General features: G+C 65.4%; 25 protein-coding genes. 23 read left to right on the top strand and 2 right to left on the bottom strand.

Translation table 11 applies throughout. The annotated features are described in order from the left end of the window. Positions 1-99 precede the first annotated feature (99 nt). The 13 genes from rplP (at position 100) to rplO (ending at position 5417) form a co-directional block, all read left to right on the top strand. Positions 100-519 (top strand): 50S ribosomal protein L16, encoded by a 420-nt coding sequence (gene rplP / locus R6V09_RS05715; RefSeq protein WP_010986348.1) that lies wholly within the window; start codon positions 100-102, stop codon positions 517-519. Then, positions 519-743 (top strand): 50S ribosomal protein L29, encoded by a 225-nt coding sequence (rpmC, locus tag R6V09_RS05710; RefSeq protein WP_005481220.1) that lies wholly within the window; start codon positions 519-521, stop codon positions 741-743. The genes rplP and rpmC overlap by 1 nt, the downstream gene beginning before the upstream one ends. Then, positions 743-1030, top strand: coding sequence for a 30S ribosomal protein S17 (gene rpsQ / locus R6V09_RS05705; protein WP_317880218.1), 288 nt, complete (start codon positions 743-745; stop codon positions 1028-1030). The genes rpmC and rpsQ overlap by 1 nt, the downstream gene beginning before the upstream one ends. Positions 1031-1130: 100 nt before the next feature. After that, entirely contained in the window at positions 1131-1499 is a 369-nt protein-coding gene (gene rplN / locus R6V09_RS05700; RefSeq protein WP_003998823.1) for a 50S ribosomal protein L14, read from the top strand. Positions 1500-1501: 2 nt separating this feature from the next. Beyond that, positions 1502-1825: a 50S ribosomal protein L24 gene (gene rplX / locus R6V09_RS05695; RefSeq protein ID WP_019055522.1), complete on the top strand. Its 324-nt coding sequence runs from the start codon at positions 1502-1504 to the stop codon at positions 1823-1825. Next, positions 1825-2382 carry a 50S ribosomal protein L5 gene (gene rplE, locus R6V09_RS05690; protein ID WP_019055523.1) on the top strand — a complete coding sequence of 186 codons (558 nt, stop codon included), beginning with the start codon at positions 1825-1827 and terminating at the stop codon, positions 2380-2382. Before rplX ends, rplE begins: the two co-directional genes overlap by 1 nt. Positions 2383-2387: 5 nt before the next feature. After that, a complete protein-coding gene (locus R6V09_RS05685; protein ID WP_003948630.1) occupies positions 2388-2573 on the top strand; it encodes a type Z 30S ribosomal protein S14 in 186 nt (61 codons plus the stop codon). Between the two features lie 213 nt (positions 2574-2786). Next, positions 2787-3185, top strand: a complete 399-nt coding sequence (rpsH, locus tag R6V09_RS05680; RefSeq protein WP_013001411.1) for a 30S ribosomal protein S8 — start codon at positions 2787-2789, stop codon at positions 3183-3185. 22 nt (positions 3186-3207) lie between these two features. Continuing rightward, on the top strand, positions 3208-3747 hold the full coding sequence (gene rplF / locus R6V09_RS05675) for a 50S ribosomal protein L6 (protein WP_317880217.1): 540 nt from the start codon (positions 3208-3210) through the stop codon (positions 3745-3747). 3 nt (positions 3748-3750) lie between these two features. Beyond that, positions 3751-4134, top strand: a complete 384-nt coding sequence (rplR, locus tag R6V09_RS05670; RefSeq protein WP_019055526.1) for a 50S ribosomal protein L18 — start codon at positions 3751-3753, stop codon at positions 4132-4134. A gap of 37 nt (positions 4135-4171) precedes the next feature. Next, the gene (gene rpsE, locus R6V09_RS05665; RefSeq protein WP_006376045.1) at positions 4172-4777 is read left to right on the top strand and encodes a 30S ribosomal protein S5; all 606 of its coding nucleotides are present in this window, start codon (positions 4172-4174) and stop codon (positions 4775-4777) included. Beyond that, positions 4777-4959: a 50S ribosomal protein L30 gene (gene rpmD / locus R6V09_RS05660; RefSeq protein ID WP_006376032.1), complete on the top strand. Its 183-nt coding sequence runs from the start codon at positions 4777-4779 to the stop codon at positions 4957-4959. The genes rpsE and rpmD overlap by 1 nt, the downstream gene beginning before the upstream one ends. Before the next feature lie 2 nt (positions 4960-4961). Continuing rightward, positions 4962-5417, top strand: a complete 456-nt coding sequence (rplO, locus tag R6V09_RS05655; protein WP_107022203.1) for a 50S ribosomal protein L15 — start codon at positions 4962-4964, stop codon at positions 5415-5417. A 98-nt stretch (positions 5418-5515) separates the two neighbouring features. On the opposite strand, the gene R6V09_RS05650 is transcribed toward rplO, so the two are convergent. Further along, complete coding sequence (locus R6V09_RS05650; RefSeq protein WP_317880216.1) at positions 5516-5932, bottom strand: hypothetical protein; 417 nt, start codon at positions 5930-5932, stop codon at positions 5516-5518. A gap of 348 nt (positions 5933-6280) precedes the next feature. On the opposite strand from R6V09_RS05650, the gene secY reads away from it, so the two are divergent. The 10 genes from secY (at position 6281) to truA (ending at position 13599) form a co-directional block, all read left to right on the top strand. Continuing rightward, a complete protein-coding gene (secY, locus tag R6V09_RS05645) occupies positions 6281-7594 on the top strand; it encodes a preprotein translocase subunit SecY (RefSeq protein ID WP_317880215.1) in 1314 nt (437 codons plus the stop codon). Continuing rightward, positions 7594-8265: an adenylate kinase gene (locus R6V09_RS05640; protein WP_317880214.1), complete on the top strand. Its 672-nt coding sequence runs from the start codon at positions 7594-7596 to the stop codon at positions 8263-8265. The genes secY and R6V09_RS05640 overlap by 1 nt, the downstream gene beginning before the upstream one ends. Before the next feature lie 103 nt (positions 8266-8368). Beyond that, positions 8369-9205, top strand: a complete 837-nt coding sequence (gene map / locus R6V09_RS05635) for a type I methionyl aminopeptidase (RefSeq protein WP_317880213.1) — start codon at positions 8369-8371, stop codon at positions 9203-9205. Between the two features lie 247 nt (positions 9206-9452). Next, complete coding sequence (infA, locus tag R6V09_RS05630; protein ID WP_003948620.1) at positions 9453-9674, top strand: translation initiation factor IF-1; 222 nt, start codon at positions 9453-9455, stop codon at positions 9672-9674. 59 nt (positions 9675-9733) lie between these two features. Further along, a complete protein-coding gene (rpmJ, locus tag R6V09_RS05625; protein ID WP_003998809.1) occupies positions 9734-9847 on the top strand; it encodes a 50S ribosomal protein L36 in 114 nt (37 codons plus the stop codon). 205 nt (positions 9848-10052) lie between these two features. After that, the gene (gene rpsM / locus R6V09_RS05620; protein ID WP_019055531.1) at positions 10053-10433 is read left to right on the top strand and encodes a 30S ribosomal protein S13; all 381 of its coding nucleotides are present in this window, start codon (positions 10053-10055) and stop codon (positions 10431-10433) included. A gap of 69 nt (positions 10434-10502) precedes the next feature. Next, complete coding sequence (gene rpsK / locus R6V09_RS05615; RefSeq protein WP_003956432.1) at positions 10503-10907, top strand: 30S ribosomal protein S11; 405 nt, start codon at positions 10503-10505, stop codon at positions 10905-10907. A gap of 119 nt (positions 10908-11026) precedes the next feature. Continuing rightward, positions 11027-12049, top strand: a complete 1023-nt coding sequence (locus R6V09_RS05610) for a DNA-directed RNA polymerase subunit alpha (RefSeq protein ID WP_019055532.1) — start codon at positions 11027-11029, stop codon at positions 12047-12049. Positions 12050-12132: 83 nt separating this feature from the next. Beyond that, a complete protein-coding gene (rplQ, locus tag R6V09_RS05605) occupies positions 12133-12627 on the top strand; it encodes a 50S ribosomal protein L17 (protein ID WP_317880212.1) in 495 nt (164 codons plus the stop codon). Positions 12628-12753: 126 nt separating this feature from the next. Continuing rightward, entirely contained in the window at positions 12754-13599 is an 846-nt protein-coding gene (gene truA, locus R6V09_RS05600) for a tRNA pseudouridine(38-40) synthase TruA (protein WP_317880211.1), read from the top strand. Here the strand turns inward: truA and R6V09_RS05595 are convergent, their stop codons facing one another. Next, positions 13600-15636, bottom strand: coding sequence for an acyltransferase family protein (locus R6V09_RS05595; RefSeq protein ID WP_317880210.1), 2037 nt, complete (start codon positions 15634-15636; stop codon positions 13600-13602). Positions 15637-15649: the final 13 nt, after the last annotated feature.

Genomic DNA, 15649 nt, shown 5'->3' with positions numbered 1-15649 from the left:
GCCGGCTGCCGAGGCCCCCAAGGCCGAGGCTCCCGCCGCCGCTGCCGCTCCGGCTGAGGCTGCGTCGCCTTCTACTGGCGGAACGGAGGCCTGACCGAAATGCTGATCCCCCGTAGGGTCAAGCACCGCAAGCAGCACCACCCCAAGCGTCGTGGTCAGGCCAAGGGCGGTACGCAGGTTTCGTTCGGCGAGTACGGCATTCAGGCCCTCACGCCGGCGTACGTGACGAACCGCCAGATCGAGGCCGCCCGTATCGCGATGACCCGCCACATCAAGCGTGGCGGCAAGGTCTGGATCAACATCTACCCGGACCGCCCGCTCACGAAGAAGCCTGCCGAGACCCGCATGGGTTCCGGTAAGGGTTCTCCCGAGTGGTGGATCGCGAACGTGCACCCGGGCCGGGTCATGTTCGAGCTGTCCTACCCCAACGAGAAGATCGCCCGTGAGGCCCTCACTCGCGCAGCGCACAAGCTGCCGATGAAGTGCCGGATCGTCAAGCGCGAGGCAGGTGAAGCGTGATGTCGGCCGGTACCAAGGCGTCCGAGCTGCGCGAACTGGGTGACGAGGAGCTTCTCAACAAGCTCCGCGAAGCCAAGGAAGAGCTGTTCAACCTCCGCTTCCAGGCGGCGACCGGTCAGCTCGAGAACCACGGTCGGCTCAAGGCCGTCCGGAAGGACATCGCGCGGATCTACACCCTGATGCGTGAGCGCGAGCTGGGCATCGAGACGGTGGAGAGCGCCTGATGAGCGAGAGCAACGTGACTGAAGAGCAGACGGCCAACCGCGGTTTCCGCAAGACCCGTGAGGGTCTCGTCGTCAGCGACAAGATGGACAAGACCGTCGTCGTCGCTGTCGAGGACCGCGTGAAGCACGCGCTGTACGGCAAGGTCATCCGCCGTACGAACAAGCTCAAGGCCCACGACGAGCAGAACGCTGCGGGCGTCGGCGACCGTGTCCTCCTCATGGAGACGCGTCCGCTGTCTGCGACGAAGCGCTGGCGCATCGTCGAGATCCTCGAAAAGGCCAAGTAATTCATTCCTGCGGGCAACCTCGCAGGACAGTTCCGCCAGGCTCCAACCGGGCTGAGAAATCAGCCCGGTTGGGGAACCGGCAGACGATCAGGAGATAGACGTGATCCAGCAGGAGTCGCGACTGCGCGTCGCCGACAACACTGGTGCGAAGGAAATCCTTTGCATCCGTGTGCTCGGTGGCTCCGGTCGCCGCTACGCGGGCATCGGTGACGTCATCGTCGCCACCGTCAAGGACGCGATCCCCGGTGGCAACGTGAAGAAGGGTGACGTCGTCAAGGCGGTCATCGTTCGCACCGTGAAGGAGCGCCGTCGTCCGGACGGCTCGTACATCCGCTTCGACGAGAACGCCGCCGTCATTCTGAAGAACGACGGCGACCCTCGTGGTACCCGCATCTTCGGCCCGGTAGGGCGCGAGCTGCGCGAGAAGAAGTTCATGAAGATCATCTCGCTGGCTCCGGAGGTGCTGTAAGCATGAAGATCAAGAAGGGTGACACGGTTCAGGTCATCACCGGCAAGGACAAGGGCAAGCAGGGCAAGGTCATTGCGGCCTACCCCCGCGAGGACCGCGTCCTGGTCGAGGGTGTCAACCGGGTCAAGAAGCACACCAAGGCCGGCCCCACCGCCAAGGGTTCGCAGGCCGGCGGCATCGTCACGACCGAGGCGCCCGTCCACGTCTCCAACGTCCAGCTGGTCGTTGAGAAGGACGGCAACAAGGTTGTCACGCGTGTCGGCTACCGCTTCGACGACGAGGGCAACAAGGTTCGCGTTGCCAAGCGGACGGGTGAGGACATCTGATGACTACCACCACCAGCCCGCGTCTCAAGACGAAGTACCGCGAGGAGATCGCGGGCAAGCTGCGTGAGGAGTTCTCCTACGAGAACGTCATGCAGATCCCCGGCCTCGTCAAGATCGTGGTGAACATGGGTGTCGGCGACGCCGCCCGTGACTCCAAGCTCATGGACGGTGCCGTCCGTGACCTGACCACGATCACCGGTCAGAAGCCGGCCATCACCAAGGCCCGCAAGTCCATCGCGCAGTTCAAGCTGCGCGAGGGTCAGCCGATCGGTGCCCACGTCACGCTCCGTGGCGACCGCATGTGGGAGTTCCTGGACCGCACCCTGTCGCTCGCGCTTCCGCGCATCCGCGACTTCCGTGGTCTGTCTCCCAAGCAGTTCGACGGTCGTGGCAACTACACCTTCGGTCTCACCGAGCAGGTCATGTTCCACGAGATCGACCAGGACAAGATCGACCGCGTCCGGGGTATGGACATCACCGTGGTGACCACGGCGACCAACGACGCCGAAGGCCGTGCCCTTCTCCGTCACCTCGGCTTCCCCTTCAAGGAGGCGTAAGCGAGATGGCGAAGAAGGCTCTGATTGCCAAGGCTGCTCGTAAGCCCAAGTTCGGTGTGCGTGGCTACACCCGCTGCCAGCGCTGCGGCCGTCCGCACTCCGTGTACCGCAAGTTCGGCCTCTGCCGCGTGTGCCTTCGTGAGATGGCTCACCGTGGCGAGCTGCCGGGCGTGACCAAGAGCTCCTGGTAGTCCGGTACTTCCGGACTCCCGAAGCTCTCGGTAAGCAGAGGGCACGGTCAGGTGCCCACCCCTCCATGGCTTAGGCTAGGGGGGTTGGGCGCCTGATTGCCGCCCATACGACTTACTACGCCGTAGGTCCACCGCACCGCACCCGCCTCGTCTCGGATCGAGGAGAGGGATGGGCACCTGGAAACCCCGGCGAGAGAGGCCGAAGGCCAATTCATGACCATGACTGATCCGATCGCAGACATGCTTACGCGTCTGCGGAACGCGAACTCGGCATACCACGACTCCGTGACGATGCCGGCGTCCAAGATCAAGTCTCACATCGCGGAGATCCTCCAGCAGGAGGGCTTCATCACGGGCTGGAAGGTCGAGGACGCCGAGGTCGGCAAGAACCTCGTCCTTGAGCTGAAGTTCGGCCCGAACCGTGAGCGCTCCATCGCGGGCATCAAGCGGATCTCCAAGCCCGGTCTCCGGGTTTACGCGAAGTCCACCTCCCTGCCCAAGGTGCTCGGTGGCCTCGGCGTGGCGATCATCTCCACGTCGCACGGTCTCCTCACCGACAAGCAGGCCGGCAAGAAGGGCGTAGGCGGAGAAGTTCTCGCCTACGTCTGGTAGCGGAAAGGAATCGGAAGAAGCTATGTCGCGTATTGGCAAGCTCCCCATCACGGTTCCCGCCGGCGTGGACGTCACCATCGACGGCCGTACGGTTTTGGTCAAGGGCCCCAAGGGCTCGCTGACCCACACCGTTGCTTCGCCGATCGACATCGCCAAGGGTGAGGACGGCGTTCTCAACGTCACCCGCCCCAACGACGAGCGTCAGAACAAGGCCCTGCACGGCCTGTCCCGCACGCTGGTGGCGAACATGATCACCGGCGTGACCGAGGGTTACGTGAAGAAGCTCGAAATCAGTGGTGTCGGTTACCGCGTGGCGGCCAAGGGTTCGACCCTTGAGTTCGCGCTCGGCTACAGCCACTCGATCACGGTCGAGGCGCCCGAGGGCATCTCGTTCAAGGTCGAGAACCCGACGCACTTCTCGGTCGAGGGCATCGACAAGCAGAAGGTCGGCGAGGTTGCGGCCAACATCCGCAAGCTGCGCAAGCCCGACCCGTACAAGGCCAAGGGCGTCAAGTACGAGGGCGAAGTCATCCGGCGCAAGGTCGGAAAGGCGGGTAAGTAAGCCATGGCATACGGTACGAAGATCGCTAAGGGCGACGCTTACAAGCGTGCTGCCATCAAGCGTCGTCACATCCGCATCCGGAAGCACATTTCCGGTACGGCTGAGCGTCCGCGCCTGGTCGTGACCCGCTCCAACCGCCACATCGTGGCCCAGGTCATCGACGACATCAAGGGTCACACCCTGGCGTCGGCGTCGACCCTGGACACCTCGATCCGCGGCGGCGAGAGCGACAAGTCCGCGCAGGCCAAGTCGGTCGGCGCCCTGGTCGCCGAGCGCGCCAAGGCCGCCGGTGTCGAGGCTGTCGTATTCGACCGTGGCGGCAATCAGTACGCGGGGCGCATCGCCGCCCTGGCGGACGCCGCCCGCGAAGCCGGACTGAAGTTCTAGTCGCTTCCGTAGCTAGCGGAAAGAGAGAGGTAATCCAATGGCTGGACCCCAGCGCCGTGGAAGCGGTGCCGGTGGCGGCGAGCGGCGGGACCGGAAGGGCCGTGACGGCGGCGCTGCTGCCGCCGAGAAGACCGCGTACGTTGAGCGCGTAGTCGCGATCAACCGCGTCGCCAAGGTTGTCAAGGGTGGTCGTCGCTTCAGCTTCACCGCGCTCGTCGTGGTGGGCGACGGTGACGGCACCGTCGGTGTCGGTTACGGCAAGGCCAAGGAGGTGCCGGCCGCGATCGCCAAGGGTGTTGAAGAGGCCAAGAAGCACTTCTTCAAGGTCCCCCGTATCCAGGGCACCATCCCGCACCCGATCACGGGCGAGAAGGCCGCGGGCGTCGTCCTGCTCAAGCCTGCTTCCCCCGGTACCGGCGTTATCGCCGGTGGCCCGGTGCGAGCTGTCCTGGAGTGCGCCGGCGTGCACGACATCCTGTCGAAGTCGCTCGGCTCGTCCAACGCGATCAACATCGTGCACGCGACCGTGGCGGCCCTCAAGGGCCTGCAGCGTCCCGAGGAGATCGCGGCCCGCCGCGGTCTGCCCCTTGAGGACGTCGCCCCCGCGGCTCTCCTTCGTGCACGTGCCGGGGCGGGTGCGTAATGGCTCGCCTCAAGGTCACGCAGACGAAGTCGTACATCGGCAGCAAGCAGAACCACCGTGACACGCTGCGGTCCCTTGGTCTCAAGGGGATCAACACCGTGGTCGTCAAGGAGGACCGCCCCGAGTTCCGCGGAATGGTGCACACCGTCCGCCACCTCGTGACGGTTGAGGAGGTCGACTGATCATGGCGGAGAACAACCCGCTCAAGATCCACAACCTCCGTCCCGCCCCGGGCGCCAAGACCGCCAAGACCCGTGTGGGTCGTGGTGAGGCGTCGAAGGGTAAGACGGCCGGTCGTGGAACCAAGGGTACGAAGGCCCGTTACCAGGTGCCGGAGCGCTTCGAGGGTGGCCAGATGCCCCTCCACATGCGTCTTCCGAAGCTCAAGGGCTTCCGCAACCCGTTCAAGACCGAGTACCAGGTCGTGAACCTCGACAAGCTGGCGTCCCTGTACCCGGAAGGTGGCGAGGTCACCGTAGAGGGTCTCGTCGCCAACGGTGCGGTTCGCAAGAACAGCCTCGTCAAGGTCCTCGGCCAGGGCGAGATCTCCGTGGCGCTGCAGGTGACGGTGGACGCCGTCTCCGGCTCCGCCAAGGAGAAGATCACGGCTGCCGGCGGTACCGTCACCGAGCTCATCTGAGCCCGGGCGGTCCCACCGCACACGTACAAGGGCCGGGCAGTTCCCCTCAGGGGGAGCTGCCCGGCCCTTGCCGTTGTGCTGGGCCCTACTTGTACTGATCAGGCGCGGCCGGTGCCCGACTTGCAGTACTTGAGCGCTCCGTGCGTGCCCTTCTGCAGGCAGACGGTGATGGTCACCTTCGTCTCCTCCGGCACGTTCACATCGTCCCGGAGCTTGCAGACGCCGTCGTTCTCACCCTTGTCGGTCACCGAGTACTTGTGGTTGGTGCCCCACTTGAGCGTGGTGACGGTCCAGTAGCCGTCCTTGCGGTGATCGCACGCGTTCCACCGCTCCTTGGAGCTGCTGCGGCTGGCGTCACCCGCGAAATTGCCCATACCGCCCTTGTGGCCCTCGGTGGTGTAGACCGAGACGTTCTGCGCCGCGGCGAAGGCGGGCGTGCCGGTGGCCGCGACCCCGAGCGTCGCGCTCGCGGCGACGGCGGCCAGACAGAGTGCCTTGCGTGACAGATTGCGCATGCTGAAATCTCCCCGTGTTCCCCGTTGTATCCGCCCGGAATCGGTTCCCGTGACGGAGATCGACCGAATGGATCTTGAGGAAGTTATCGGCCTACGAAGCGGACCGTCAACGTGATTTGACTCGCCGCGGGTGACGGTTTGAGCCGTTGCGGGGCAGCATGGGACCGGTCGTCTCACAGGGAACTTCACCTGGCTGCACGCGCACTGTTAGAGTCCGTAAGTCCACCTGTACGCGCGCGCGGAATGCCGTTCGGTGTCGGGGTGGTAGAAAACATCGTTCGGCCCCGCTGGGCCCTGTTCATACGACTAGTCCCTGCCGCGCGCGTCGCGGGGGTCGCAGGAGGAACCGTGCTCACCGCGTTCGCCCGGGCGTTCAGGACGCCCGACCTGCGCAAGAAACTGCTCTTCACGCTCGGCATCATCGTGGTCTACCGGGTCGGTACCCACGTTCCGATTCCCGGGGTCAACTACACGGCCGTACAGCAGTGTGTGACCGAGGCCTCCGGCAACCAGGGCCTCTTCGGTCTGGTCAACATGTTCAGCGGTGGCGCGCTGCTGCAGATCACCATCTTCGCGCTGGGGATCATGCCGTACATCACGGCGAGCATCATTCTGCAGCTGCTCACTGTGGTGATCCCGCGCCTGGAAGCCCTCAAGAAGGAGGGCCAGGCCGGTACGGCGAAGATCACGCAGTACACGCGTTATCTGACGGTGGCGCTCGCCATCCTCCAGGGCACCGGTCTGGTCGCCACCGCCCGCAGCGGTGCGCTGTTCAGCGGCTGCCAGGTCGCCAGCTCGATCGTGCCGGACCGCGCGATCTTCACGACCATCACGATGGTCGTCACCATGACCGCCGGCACCGGCGTCGTGATGTGGCTCGGTGAGCTCATCACCGACCGCGGCATCGGCAACGGCATGTCGATCCTGATGTTCATCTCGATCGCGGCCACCTTCCCGTCCGCGCTGTGGGCCATCAAGAAGCAGGGCACGCTGGCCGGCGGCTGGATCGAGTTCGGCACCGTCATCCTCGTCGGCCTGGTGATGGTCGGCCTGGTGGTCTTCGTCGAACAGGCGCAACGCCGTATTCCGGTCCAGTACGCGAAGCGCATGATCGGCCGCCGTTCCTACGGCGGTACGTCGACCTACATCCCGCTGAAGGTCAATCAGGCCGGTGTGATTCCGGTCATCTTCGCGTCCTCGCTGCTCTACATCCCGGCTCTGGTCGCGCAGTTCTCCAGTGGCGACTCCGCCTGGAAGACCTGGGTGACGCAGAACCTGACCAAGGGTGACCACCCGATCTACCTGGTCAGCTACTTCCTCCTGATCGTTTTCTTCGCGTTCTTCTACGTGGCGATCTCGTTCAACCCCGAGGAAGTCGCGGACAACATGAAGAAGTATGGTGGCTTCATCCCGGGCATCCGGGCTGGCCGGCCGACCGCTGAGTACCTGAGTTACGTACTCAACCGGATCACCTGGCCGGGTTCGCTGTATCTGGGTCTGATCGCTCTCGTACCGACGATGGCGTTGGTCGGTTTCAACGCAAGCGGCAACTTCCCGTTCGGCGGGACCAGCATCCTCATCATCGTGGGTGTCGGTCTTGAGACGGTGAAGCAGATCGAGAGCCAGCTCCAGCAGCGCAATTACGAAGGGTTCCTCCGCTGATGCGAATCGTCCTCGTCGGGCCGCCGGGCGCCGGTAAGGGAACGCAGGCTGTGCGACTGGCCAAGACGCTGCACATCCCGCACATCTCCACCGGCGATCTCTTCCGTGCCAACATCAGTCAGGCCACGGAGCTCGGCAAACTGGCGAAGTCCTACATGGACGCGGGCAACCTGGTCCCGGACGAGGTCACCATCGCGATGGCCAAGGACCGCATGGAGCAGCCGGACGCGGTCAACGGCTTTCTCCTGGACGGTTTTCCGCGCAATGTGTCGCAGGCCGAGGCGCTGGACGAGCTCCTGAAGACCGAGGGCATCAAGCTGGACGCGGTGCTGGACCTGGAGGTCTCCGAGGACGAGGTGGTCAAGCGCATCGCCGGCCGCCGCATCTGCCGGAAGGACTCCAGCCACGTCTTCCACGTGACGTACAGCCCGCCCAAGCAGGACGGCGTCTGTGACGTCTGCGGCGGCGAGCTGTACCAGCGTGACGACGACTCCGAGGACACGGTCCGCACCCGGCTGGAGGTCTACCACACGCAGACCGAGCCGATCATCGACTACTACAAGCTCCAGGGCCTGGTGGTCACGATCTCGTCGCTCGGTCCCGTGGAGGAGATCACGCAGCGGGCGCTGGACGCGCTGAAGCGCGACGACGAGGGCAACGACGACAAGTAGTCGCCTGGCAGATCCGGCCGCGGTGCCCCCAGGGGCGCCGCGGCCGTACTGTTGTGTACAGCCACATCCCATATGACGCGGAAGACGGAGAGCGCAGGCCCCCATGGTGCAGATCAAGACCCCTGAGCAGATCGCCAAGATGCGCGAGGCGGGGCTGGTCGTAGCCGCGATCCACGCGGCCACGCGTGAGGCGGCAGTCCCCGGAGCCAGCACGAAGGATCTGGACGAGGTCGCCCGCAAGGTCCTCGCCGACCACAACGCGAAGCCCAACTTCCTTGGCTACGGCGGCTTCCCGGCCACGATCTGCACCTCGGTGAACGAGGTCGTGGTCCACGGCATCCCCTCCGAGGAGGTGGTGCTGAAGGACGGCGACATCATCTCCATCGACTGTGGCGCGATCATCGACGGCTGGCACGGCGACGCGGCGTACACGGCGTTCGTGGGCTCGGGGCACTCTCCGGAGCTGCTCGAACTGTCGCGGGTGACCGAGGGGTCGATGTGGGCCGGGATCGCGGCCATGAAGCTCGGGAACCGGCTCGTGGACATCTCCCGTGCGATCGAGACGTACATCCGCCGGCAGCCGAAGCCGGGTGGCGGTAAGTACGGGATCGTCGAGGACTACGGCGGTCACGGCATCGGTACCGAGATGCACATGGACCCGCATCTGCTGAACTACGTGGAGAAGCGGCGGGGCAAGGGGCCGAAGCTGATCCCCGGGTTCTGTCTGGCGATCGAGCCGATGGTGTCGCTCGGTACGCCGAAGACCGAGGTGCTTTCCGACGACTGGACGGTGATTACGACCGACGGGACGTGGTCGTCGCACTGGGAGCACTCGGTTGCTTTGACCGAGGAGGGGCCGCTGGTGCTGACGGCTCCTGATGGGGGTAAGGCGAAGCTCGCGGAGTACGGGATCACGGCTGCGCCGGATCCGGTCGCGTAGTTCTTCGTCTGCGGCCCGGTGGGGGCTGGTCGCGCAGTTCCCCGCGCCCCTTTGGGGCGCGGCCCTCAGGGCGCCATATGGGTGTGCGTGCTTAATGATCTACGCCCTGGGGCATCCTTCCTCGATTCGTCTTTCCGAGGGCCCTGACGTAGACTGACTCGTCGGCTCTCGTGCAGCCGCATGTCCGCATGCACCCCGCAAGGGGACGCACTGAGTCGATCAAGGTAGTCGATTCGAAGGGCGAAGCGTGGCCAAGAAGCAAGGTGCCATCGAGATCGAAGGCACTGTCGTCGAGTCTCTCCCGAACGCCATGTTCAAGGTGGAGCTCCAGAACGGCCACCAGGTCCTGGCACACATCAGCGGCAAGATGCGTATGCACTACATCCGTATCCTCCCTGACGACCGGGTCGTGGTGGAGCTGTCTCCGTACGACCTGACGCGTGGCCGGATCGTCTACCGCTACAAGTAGATCTTGCCCAGGTTCCGCGCAAGCGGCGCCGCAGGCAACTGACCCGGAGAACCTCACCAATGAAGGTCAAGCCGAGCGTCAAGAAGATCTGCGACAAGTGCAGGGTGATCCGCCGTCACGGTCGGGTCATGGTCATTTGCGAGAACCCGCGCCACAAGCAGCGCCAGGGCTGACGCACGACCTTCCCTCTGCATCCATCGCAGAGTTTCGCGCGACGCGAGCAATACATGTTCATACGCAGGACCCGGGCGTAGTAGGCGTCCGACACCCCCGGCTCGGAGGCTGGGGACCCACGTCGTACCAAATCTTCGAACGAAGAGGACGGCGGCTGGGATCCGGTTCTGCGGAAGACCTCCGAAGATCACCAGGAGCCATTGAATGGCACGCGTTTCCGGTGTCGACATCCCGCGCGAAAAGCGCGTGGAGGTCGCCCTCACCTACGTGTTCGGCATTGGTCGGACCCTTTCCCAGCTGACGCTGGCCGAGACCGGCATCGACCCCAACACCCGCGTTCGCGACCTCTCGGAAGAGCAGCTCGTCGCGATTCGTGAGTACGTCGACGCCAACATCAAGACCGAGGGTGACCTCCGTCGCGAGATCCAGGCCGACATCCGCCGCAAGGTGGAGATCGGTTGCTACCAGGGTCTCCGTCACCGTCGTGGTCTGCCCGTACGCGGTCAGCGCACCAGCACGAACGCTCGTACCCGCAAGGGTCCGCGTCGCGCCATCGCCGGCAAGAAGAAGCCGGGCAAGAAGTAGTCCGCAGCGGACAACGCTTCACCAGCGGTCTTCGCTGTAGGACCGACCACCTCCCCGTAGGAGTAATAGATGCCCCCCAAGGGTCGTCAGGGCGCTGCCAAGAAGGTGCGCCGCAAGGAAAAGAAGAACGTCGCTCACGGCCACGCGCACATCAAGAGCACGTTCAACAACACGATCGTCTCGATCACGGACCCCTCGGGCAACGTGATCTCCTGGGCCTCCGCCGGCCACGTCGGCTTCAAGGGCTCGCGCAAGTCCACCCCCTTCGCCGCGCAGATGGCCGCCGAGTCGGCCGCCCGTCGCGCGCAGGAGCACGGCATGCGCAAGGTCGACGTCTTCGTGAAGGGCCCGGGCTCCGGTCGCGAGACCGCGATCCGCTCCCTCCAGGCCACCGGTCTTGAGGTCGGCTCCATCCAGGACGTCACCCCCACCCCGCACAACGGCTGCCGCCCGCCGAAGCGCCGCCGCGTCTGACGCACGGCCGGTAGTTCTGGGCTTCGGGCGGTACGGCTCTTCGGAGGCGTATCGCCCGTACCCTTGCAGTAACAGCAGGACATCAAATAGTGGGTGTCCATGACTGAAGGAATCACCTCATGCTGATCGCTCAGCGTCCGTCTCTGACCGAAGAGGTCGTTGACGAGTTCCGTTCGCGGTTCGTGATCGAGCCGCTGGAGCCCGGCTTCGGCTACACCCTCGGCAACTCCCTTCGTCGTACGCTCCTCTCCTCGATCCCCGGTGCCGCTGTCACCAGCATCCGGATCGACGGCGTCCTGCACGAGTTCACCACCGTGCCGGGTGTCAAGGAGGACGTCACCGACCTGATCCTCAACATCAAGCAGCTGGTCGTGTCGTCAGAGCACGACGAGCCCGTGGTGATGTACCTGCGCAAGCAGGGCCCGGGTCTGGTCACCGCCGCCGACATCGCGCCCCCGGCCGGTGTCGAGGTGCACAACCCCGATCTGGTCCTGGCCACGCTGAACGGCAAGGGCAAGCTGGAGATGGAGCTGACCGTCGAGCGCGGTCGCGGTTACGTCTCGGCTGTTCAGAACAAGCAGGTGGGTCAGGAGATCGGCCGTATTCCGGTCGACTCGATCTACTCGCCGGTGCTGAAGGTGACGTACAAGGTCGAGGCGACGCGTGTCGAGCAGCGCACCGACTTCGACAAGCTGATCGTCGATGTCGAGACCAAGCAGGCGATGCGTCCTCGTGACGCGATGGCGTCGGCGGGCAAGACCCTGGTGGAGCTGTTCGGTCTCGCCCGCGAGCTGAACATCGACGCCGAGGGCATCGACATGGGCCCGTCCCCCACGGACGCCGCCCTTGCCGCCGACCTCGCCCTGCCGATCGAGGAGCTGGAACTCACCGTCCGCTCCTACAACTGCCTCAAGCGCGAGGGCATCCACTCCGTGGGTGAGCTCGTGGCTCGTTCCGAGGCCGACCTCCTGGACATCCGCAACTTCGGTGCGAAGTCCATCGACGAGGTCAAGGCGAAGCTGGCCGGCATGGGCCTGGCCCTGAAGGACAGCCCGCCCGGATTCGACCCGACCGCAGCCGCCGACGCCTTCGGCGCCGACGACGACGTGGACGCGGGTTTTGTGGAGACCGAGCAGTACTGATCGGTTGTTGCCGGTGAGCGTCCGCTCGCCGGGTCCTGACCCCGGTACCTGATACGGCCGGGGCAGATACCAAGGAGAAAGAAATGCCGAAGCCCACCAAGGGTGCCCGTCTGGGCGGCAGTGCCGCGCACGAGAAGCTGCTCCTCGCGAACCTGGCGAAGAGCCTCTTCGAGCACGGCCGCATCACCACCACCGAGGCGAAGGCCCGCAAGCTGCGGCCGTACGCCGAGCGTCTGATCACCAAGGGCAAGAAGGGCGACCTTCACAACCGCCGTCAGGTGCTTCAGGTGATCACGGACAAGAGCATCGTCCACACGCTCTTCACCGAGATCGGCCCGCGCTACGAGAACCGTCCCGGTGGCTACACCCGTATCACCAAGATCGGTAACCGTCGTGGCGACAACGCGCCCATGGCTGTCATCGAGCTGGTCGAGGCGCTGACTGTTGCACAGGCTGCGACGGGTGAGGCCGAGGCCGCGACCAAGCGTGCCGCGAAGGACGCCGAGACTCCGGTTGAGGTCGTTGAGGACGCCAAGCCGGCTGAGGTTGAGGCCGACGAAGAGGCCAAGGACGCGTAACACCGTTTTTGGCTGACCCGCCGTCGTGGCTGGTCGCGCAGTTCCCCGCGCCCCTGAAGGGCGCTTCAGTGGGCCCGTTCCTTTCCAGGGGCGGGCCCGCTTTTTTGTATCTGAAAGGATCTCGGTGTGAGTGATGACGTAGCGGCCGGGTTTGTTCGTGTCCGGCTTGACCTCTCCTACGACGGGACCTCGTTCTCCGGGTGGGCCAAGCAGGCCGGGGGGCGGCGGACCGTGCAGGGGGAGGTCGAGGACGCGTTGCGGACCGTGACGCGGTCGGGGGCGGCGGCGTACGACCTGACCGTGGCGGGGCGGACCGATGCCGGGGTGCATGCGCGGGGGCAGGTGGCGCATGTCGATCTGCCGGGGGAGGTTTGGAGGGAGCACCGGGAGAAGCTGCTGAAGCGGCTTGCAGGGCGGTTGCCGAAGGATGTGCGGGTGTGGGGGGTCGCGGAGGCTCCCGAGGGCTTCAACGCGCGGTTCGCGGCTCTGTGGCGGCGTTATGTGTACCGGGTCGGGGACCGGGCGGGAGGCGTGGACCCGTTGCTGCGGAACCATGTGCTGTGGCACGACTGGGAGTTGGACGTCGAGGTGATGGACGCCGCAGCCAAGTCCCTTGTGGGGGAGCATGACTTCGCCGCCTATGCGAAGAAGCGCGAGGGGGCGACGACGATCCGGGAGATTCTCGACTTCGGGGTGCGGCGGCGGGACGACGGTGTCGTCGAGATCGAAGTGCGCGCCGATGCCTTCTGCCACAACCAAGTGCGGTCCATGGTGGGCGCGTTGCTGTTCGTGGGGGACGGGCACCGTGGGGCTCAGTGGCCGCGGAAGGTGCTGGACGCGGGGGTGCGGGACAGTGCTGTGCATGTCGTACGGCCGCACGGGCTGACGTTGGAGGAGGTCGCGTACCCGGCGGACGAGCTGCTGGCGGAGCGGCAGCGGCAGGCCCGCCGGGTGCGGGGCGTCGTGAACTGATCAGCCGGCCAGGGCCTTCTTCAGGGTCGGCTGGAGGAAGGGGACCAGGGACTTCGCGTAGCCCGCCGTGATGTGGCTGGAGTCGAAGTAGACGATCTGGTGGGAGATCACCGTCGGGCACACGCCGCTCGCGCAGAACGCGGGCAGTACGTCGATGACCTCGGCGCCGTGGCGTTCGGCCACCTTCTGCTCGATGGCCCGGAAATCGCGGAACTGGATGGCCGCGTCCTGCTTGGGGTTGCAGGCGGAGATGTCGTCGGTGTGGGTGGCGAGGCAGTCCGGGACGTTCTTGCCGGGCTGCGGGGAGTCCGTGATGTAGATGAACTTGGCGCCGGACTTCTCCAGGACCTTGAAGGCCTTTTCCGCACCGGACTCCGTCACTTCCTGGCGGATGCGGCTGGTGACGACGATGACATCGGGCTTGAGTTCCTTGATCTCCGCGAACGCCGATTCCCGCCAGCTGTCGCACTCGGAGTACTCGCGGTTCAGCTCGGGGTTCGTGATGGAGTAGATCTCGGGGGAGCAGCCGCCCTTCGCCATGGTCACCACCTTGGTGTGCAGCTTCTGCCCGATCTCGTGGAAGGCGTCGCCCCACTGCCAGGCGTGCGAGTCGCCGATGACGACCATCGTGGTCTTGCCCGCGGTGTCTCCGATGACGCAGTTGCCGCGCATGACGAACTTCTTGACGTCGGTGTCGTCGATGCAGCCGTAGTGGGTGTGGTCGTTCTTGGAGTCCGGCAGCGCCTTGAGCGTGGTTGCCGAGAGCTGTTTCTGCAGAACGGAGCTCTTCACCGACTCCGCGTCCGAGTACCCGACGGTGCCCGTGCTCGCGACGGAGCCCGAGGTCGAGAGGTTCAGCGGAGCGACCATGGCGAAGGCCATGGCCCCGGCCGCCGCGGCGATGGCGGTGGCGCCGGTGAGGATGCCCTTCCAGGGGCGGGCGACCAGTTCCTTGTTCGTCCTGAACCGGAGTTCGAAGGTGTAGTACATGAGGATCGCCAGGAAGAACGACAGGAAGACGACGCGGAAGCGGTCCGAGTACGACATGTCCCGGCCCACGATGTCCGGCCAGAGGATGAGGATCGGCCAGTGCCAGAGGTACCAGCCGTAGCTGACGTTTCCGATGAAGTTGAACACCGGATTGTCCAGCAGCCGTTCCACGCCCAGGCGAGGGGCCGCGCAGCCGCCGGCGATGATCATGCAGGCGCCCAGCACCGGGCCGCCCACCGCGTATCCGGGCAGGGGCGTCTCCGCGGTGATGAGGAGCGCGGTGCCGATCGTGGTGACGAGGCCCAGCCAGGAGATGACGCCCGCGAGCCCGACGTTCATACGGGACAGGAGGGGCGCGCCCAGGGCGAGGAGGATGCCGGAGGCGAGTTCCCAGATGCGGGTCTGGGTGCCGAAGTAGGCCAGGGGCTGGTTCGAGGCGGTCTGTTTGACGGACAGATACAGCGAGCCGGCCACCACGGCCATGAGGAACACCGCGACCAGGGCGCGGTTGCGGAAGACCAGGCGGCTGAGCCAGGCCACGGCGACGAGTGCGAGAGGGGCGGCCAGATAGAACTGCTCCTCGATGCCCAGTGACCAGAAGTGCTGGTACGGGGACTGGGTGCCGTCGTTGGCGAAGTAGTCGGTGCCGGTCTCGGCGAGGCGCCAGTTCATGACGCTGAGCGCCGAGCTGAGGCCGTCCTTCATGTCGGAGCGGAACCTGAGCGGGCTGGCGTAGAGCCATGCCAGGCCCGCTGTGACGACGATGACCAGGGCCATGCCCGGGGCGAGCCGTCGCATACGGCGCGCCCAGAACTTGCTCAGCGACACCTTGCCGGTCTTGTCGATCTCGGCGAGCAGCTGGCTGCCGATCAGGAAGCCGCTCAGCACGAAGCTCACATCCACACCGCCGTGGATGTCGACCAGACCGACGTGCATGCTGACCACCATCATGATGGCGACGGCACGCAGGCCCTGGATGTCCGGCCGGTACTTGCGAAGACGCTCTGTCTTCGGGGCCGTTGCTCGATGGCGGGTGAGGGTCGTCACGGTTCTCCAGTAA

The organism is Streptomyces sp. W16, from assembly GCF_033194735.1.
Classification (GTDB): domain Bacteria; phylum Actinomycetota; class Actinomycetes; order Streptomycetales; family Streptomycetaceae; genus Streptomyces.
The sequence above is the reverse complement of the archived record's forward strand: the minus strand, read 5'-3'. Positions and strand labels throughout refer to the sequence as shown.

Coding starts and splice junctions, on each gene's coding strand:
- rpsM (WP_019055531.1), top strand. CDS start 10,053: ATGGCACGCGTTTCCGGTGTCGACATCCCGCGCGAAAAGCGCGTGGAG.
- rpmD (WP_006376032.1), top strand. CDS start 4,777: ATGGCTCGCCTCAAGGTCACGCAGACGAAGTCGTACATCGGCAGCAAG.
- rpsE (WP_006376045.1), top strand. CDS start 4,172: ATGGCTGGACCCCAGCGCCGTGGAAGCGGTGCCGGTGGCGGCGAGCGG.
- rplO (WP_107022203.1), top strand. CDS start 4,962: ATGGCGGAGAACAACCCGCTCAAGATCCACAACCTCCGTCCCGCCCCG.
- rplP (WP_010986348.1), top strand. CDS start 100: ATGCTGATCCCCCGTAGGGTCAAGCACCGCAAGCAGCACCACCCCAAG.
- R6V09_RS05685 (WP_003948630.1), top strand. CDS start 2,388: ATGGCGAAGAAGGCTCTGATTGCCAAGGCTGCTCGTAAGCCCAAGTTC.
- rpmJ (WP_003998809.1), top strand. CDS start 9,734: ATGAAGGTCAAGCCGAGCGTCAAGAAGATCTGCGACAAGTGCAGGGTG.
- R6V09_RS05610 (WP_019055532.1), top strand. CDS start 11,027: ATGCTGATCGCTCAGCGTCCGTCTCTGACCGAAGAGGTCGTTGACGAG.
- rpsQ (WP_317880218.1), top strand. CDS start 743: ATGAGCGAGAGCAACGTGACTGAAGAGCAGACGGCCAACCGCGGTTTC.
- rplQ (WP_317880212.1), top strand. CDS start 12,133: ATGCCGAAGCCCACCAAGGGTGCCCGTCTGGGCGGCAGTGCCGCGCAC.
- rplR (WP_019055526.1), top strand. CDS start 3,751: ATGGCATACGGTACGAAGATCGCTAAGGGCGACGCTTACAAGCGTGCT.
- R6V09_RS05640 (WP_317880214.1), top strand. CDS start 7,594: ATGCGAATCGTCCTCGTCGGGCCGCCGGGCGCCGGTAAGGGAACGCAG.
- map (WP_317880213.1), top strand. CDS start 8,369: ATGGTGCAGATCAAGACCCCTGAGCAGATCGCCAAGATGCGCGAGGCG.
- rpsH (WP_013001411.1), top strand. CDS start 2,787: ATGACCATGACTGATCCGATCGCAGACATGCTTACGCGTCTGCGGAAC.
- rplE (WP_019055523.1), top strand. CDS start 1,825: ATGACTACCACCACCAGCCCGCGTCTCAAGACGAAGTACCGCGAGGAG.
- rpmC (WP_005481220.1), top strand. CDS start 519: ATGTCGGCCGGTACCAAGGCGTCCGAGCTGCGCGAACTGGGTGACGAG.
- rplF (WP_317880217.1), top strand. CDS start 3,208: ATGTCGCGTATTGGCAAGCTCCCCATCACGGTTCCCGCCGGCGTGGAC.
- rpsK (WP_003956432.1), top strand. CDS start 10,503: ATGCCCCCCAAGGGTCGTCAGGGCGCTGCCAAGAAGGTGCGCCGCAAG.
- R6V09_RS05650 (WP_317880216.1), bottom strand. CDS start 5,932: ATGCGCAATCTGTCACGCAAGGCACTCTGTCTGGCCGCCGTCGCCGCG.
- rplX (WP_019055522.1), top strand. CDS start 1,502: ATGAAGATCAAGAAGGGTGACACGGTTCAGGTCATCACCGGCAAGGAC.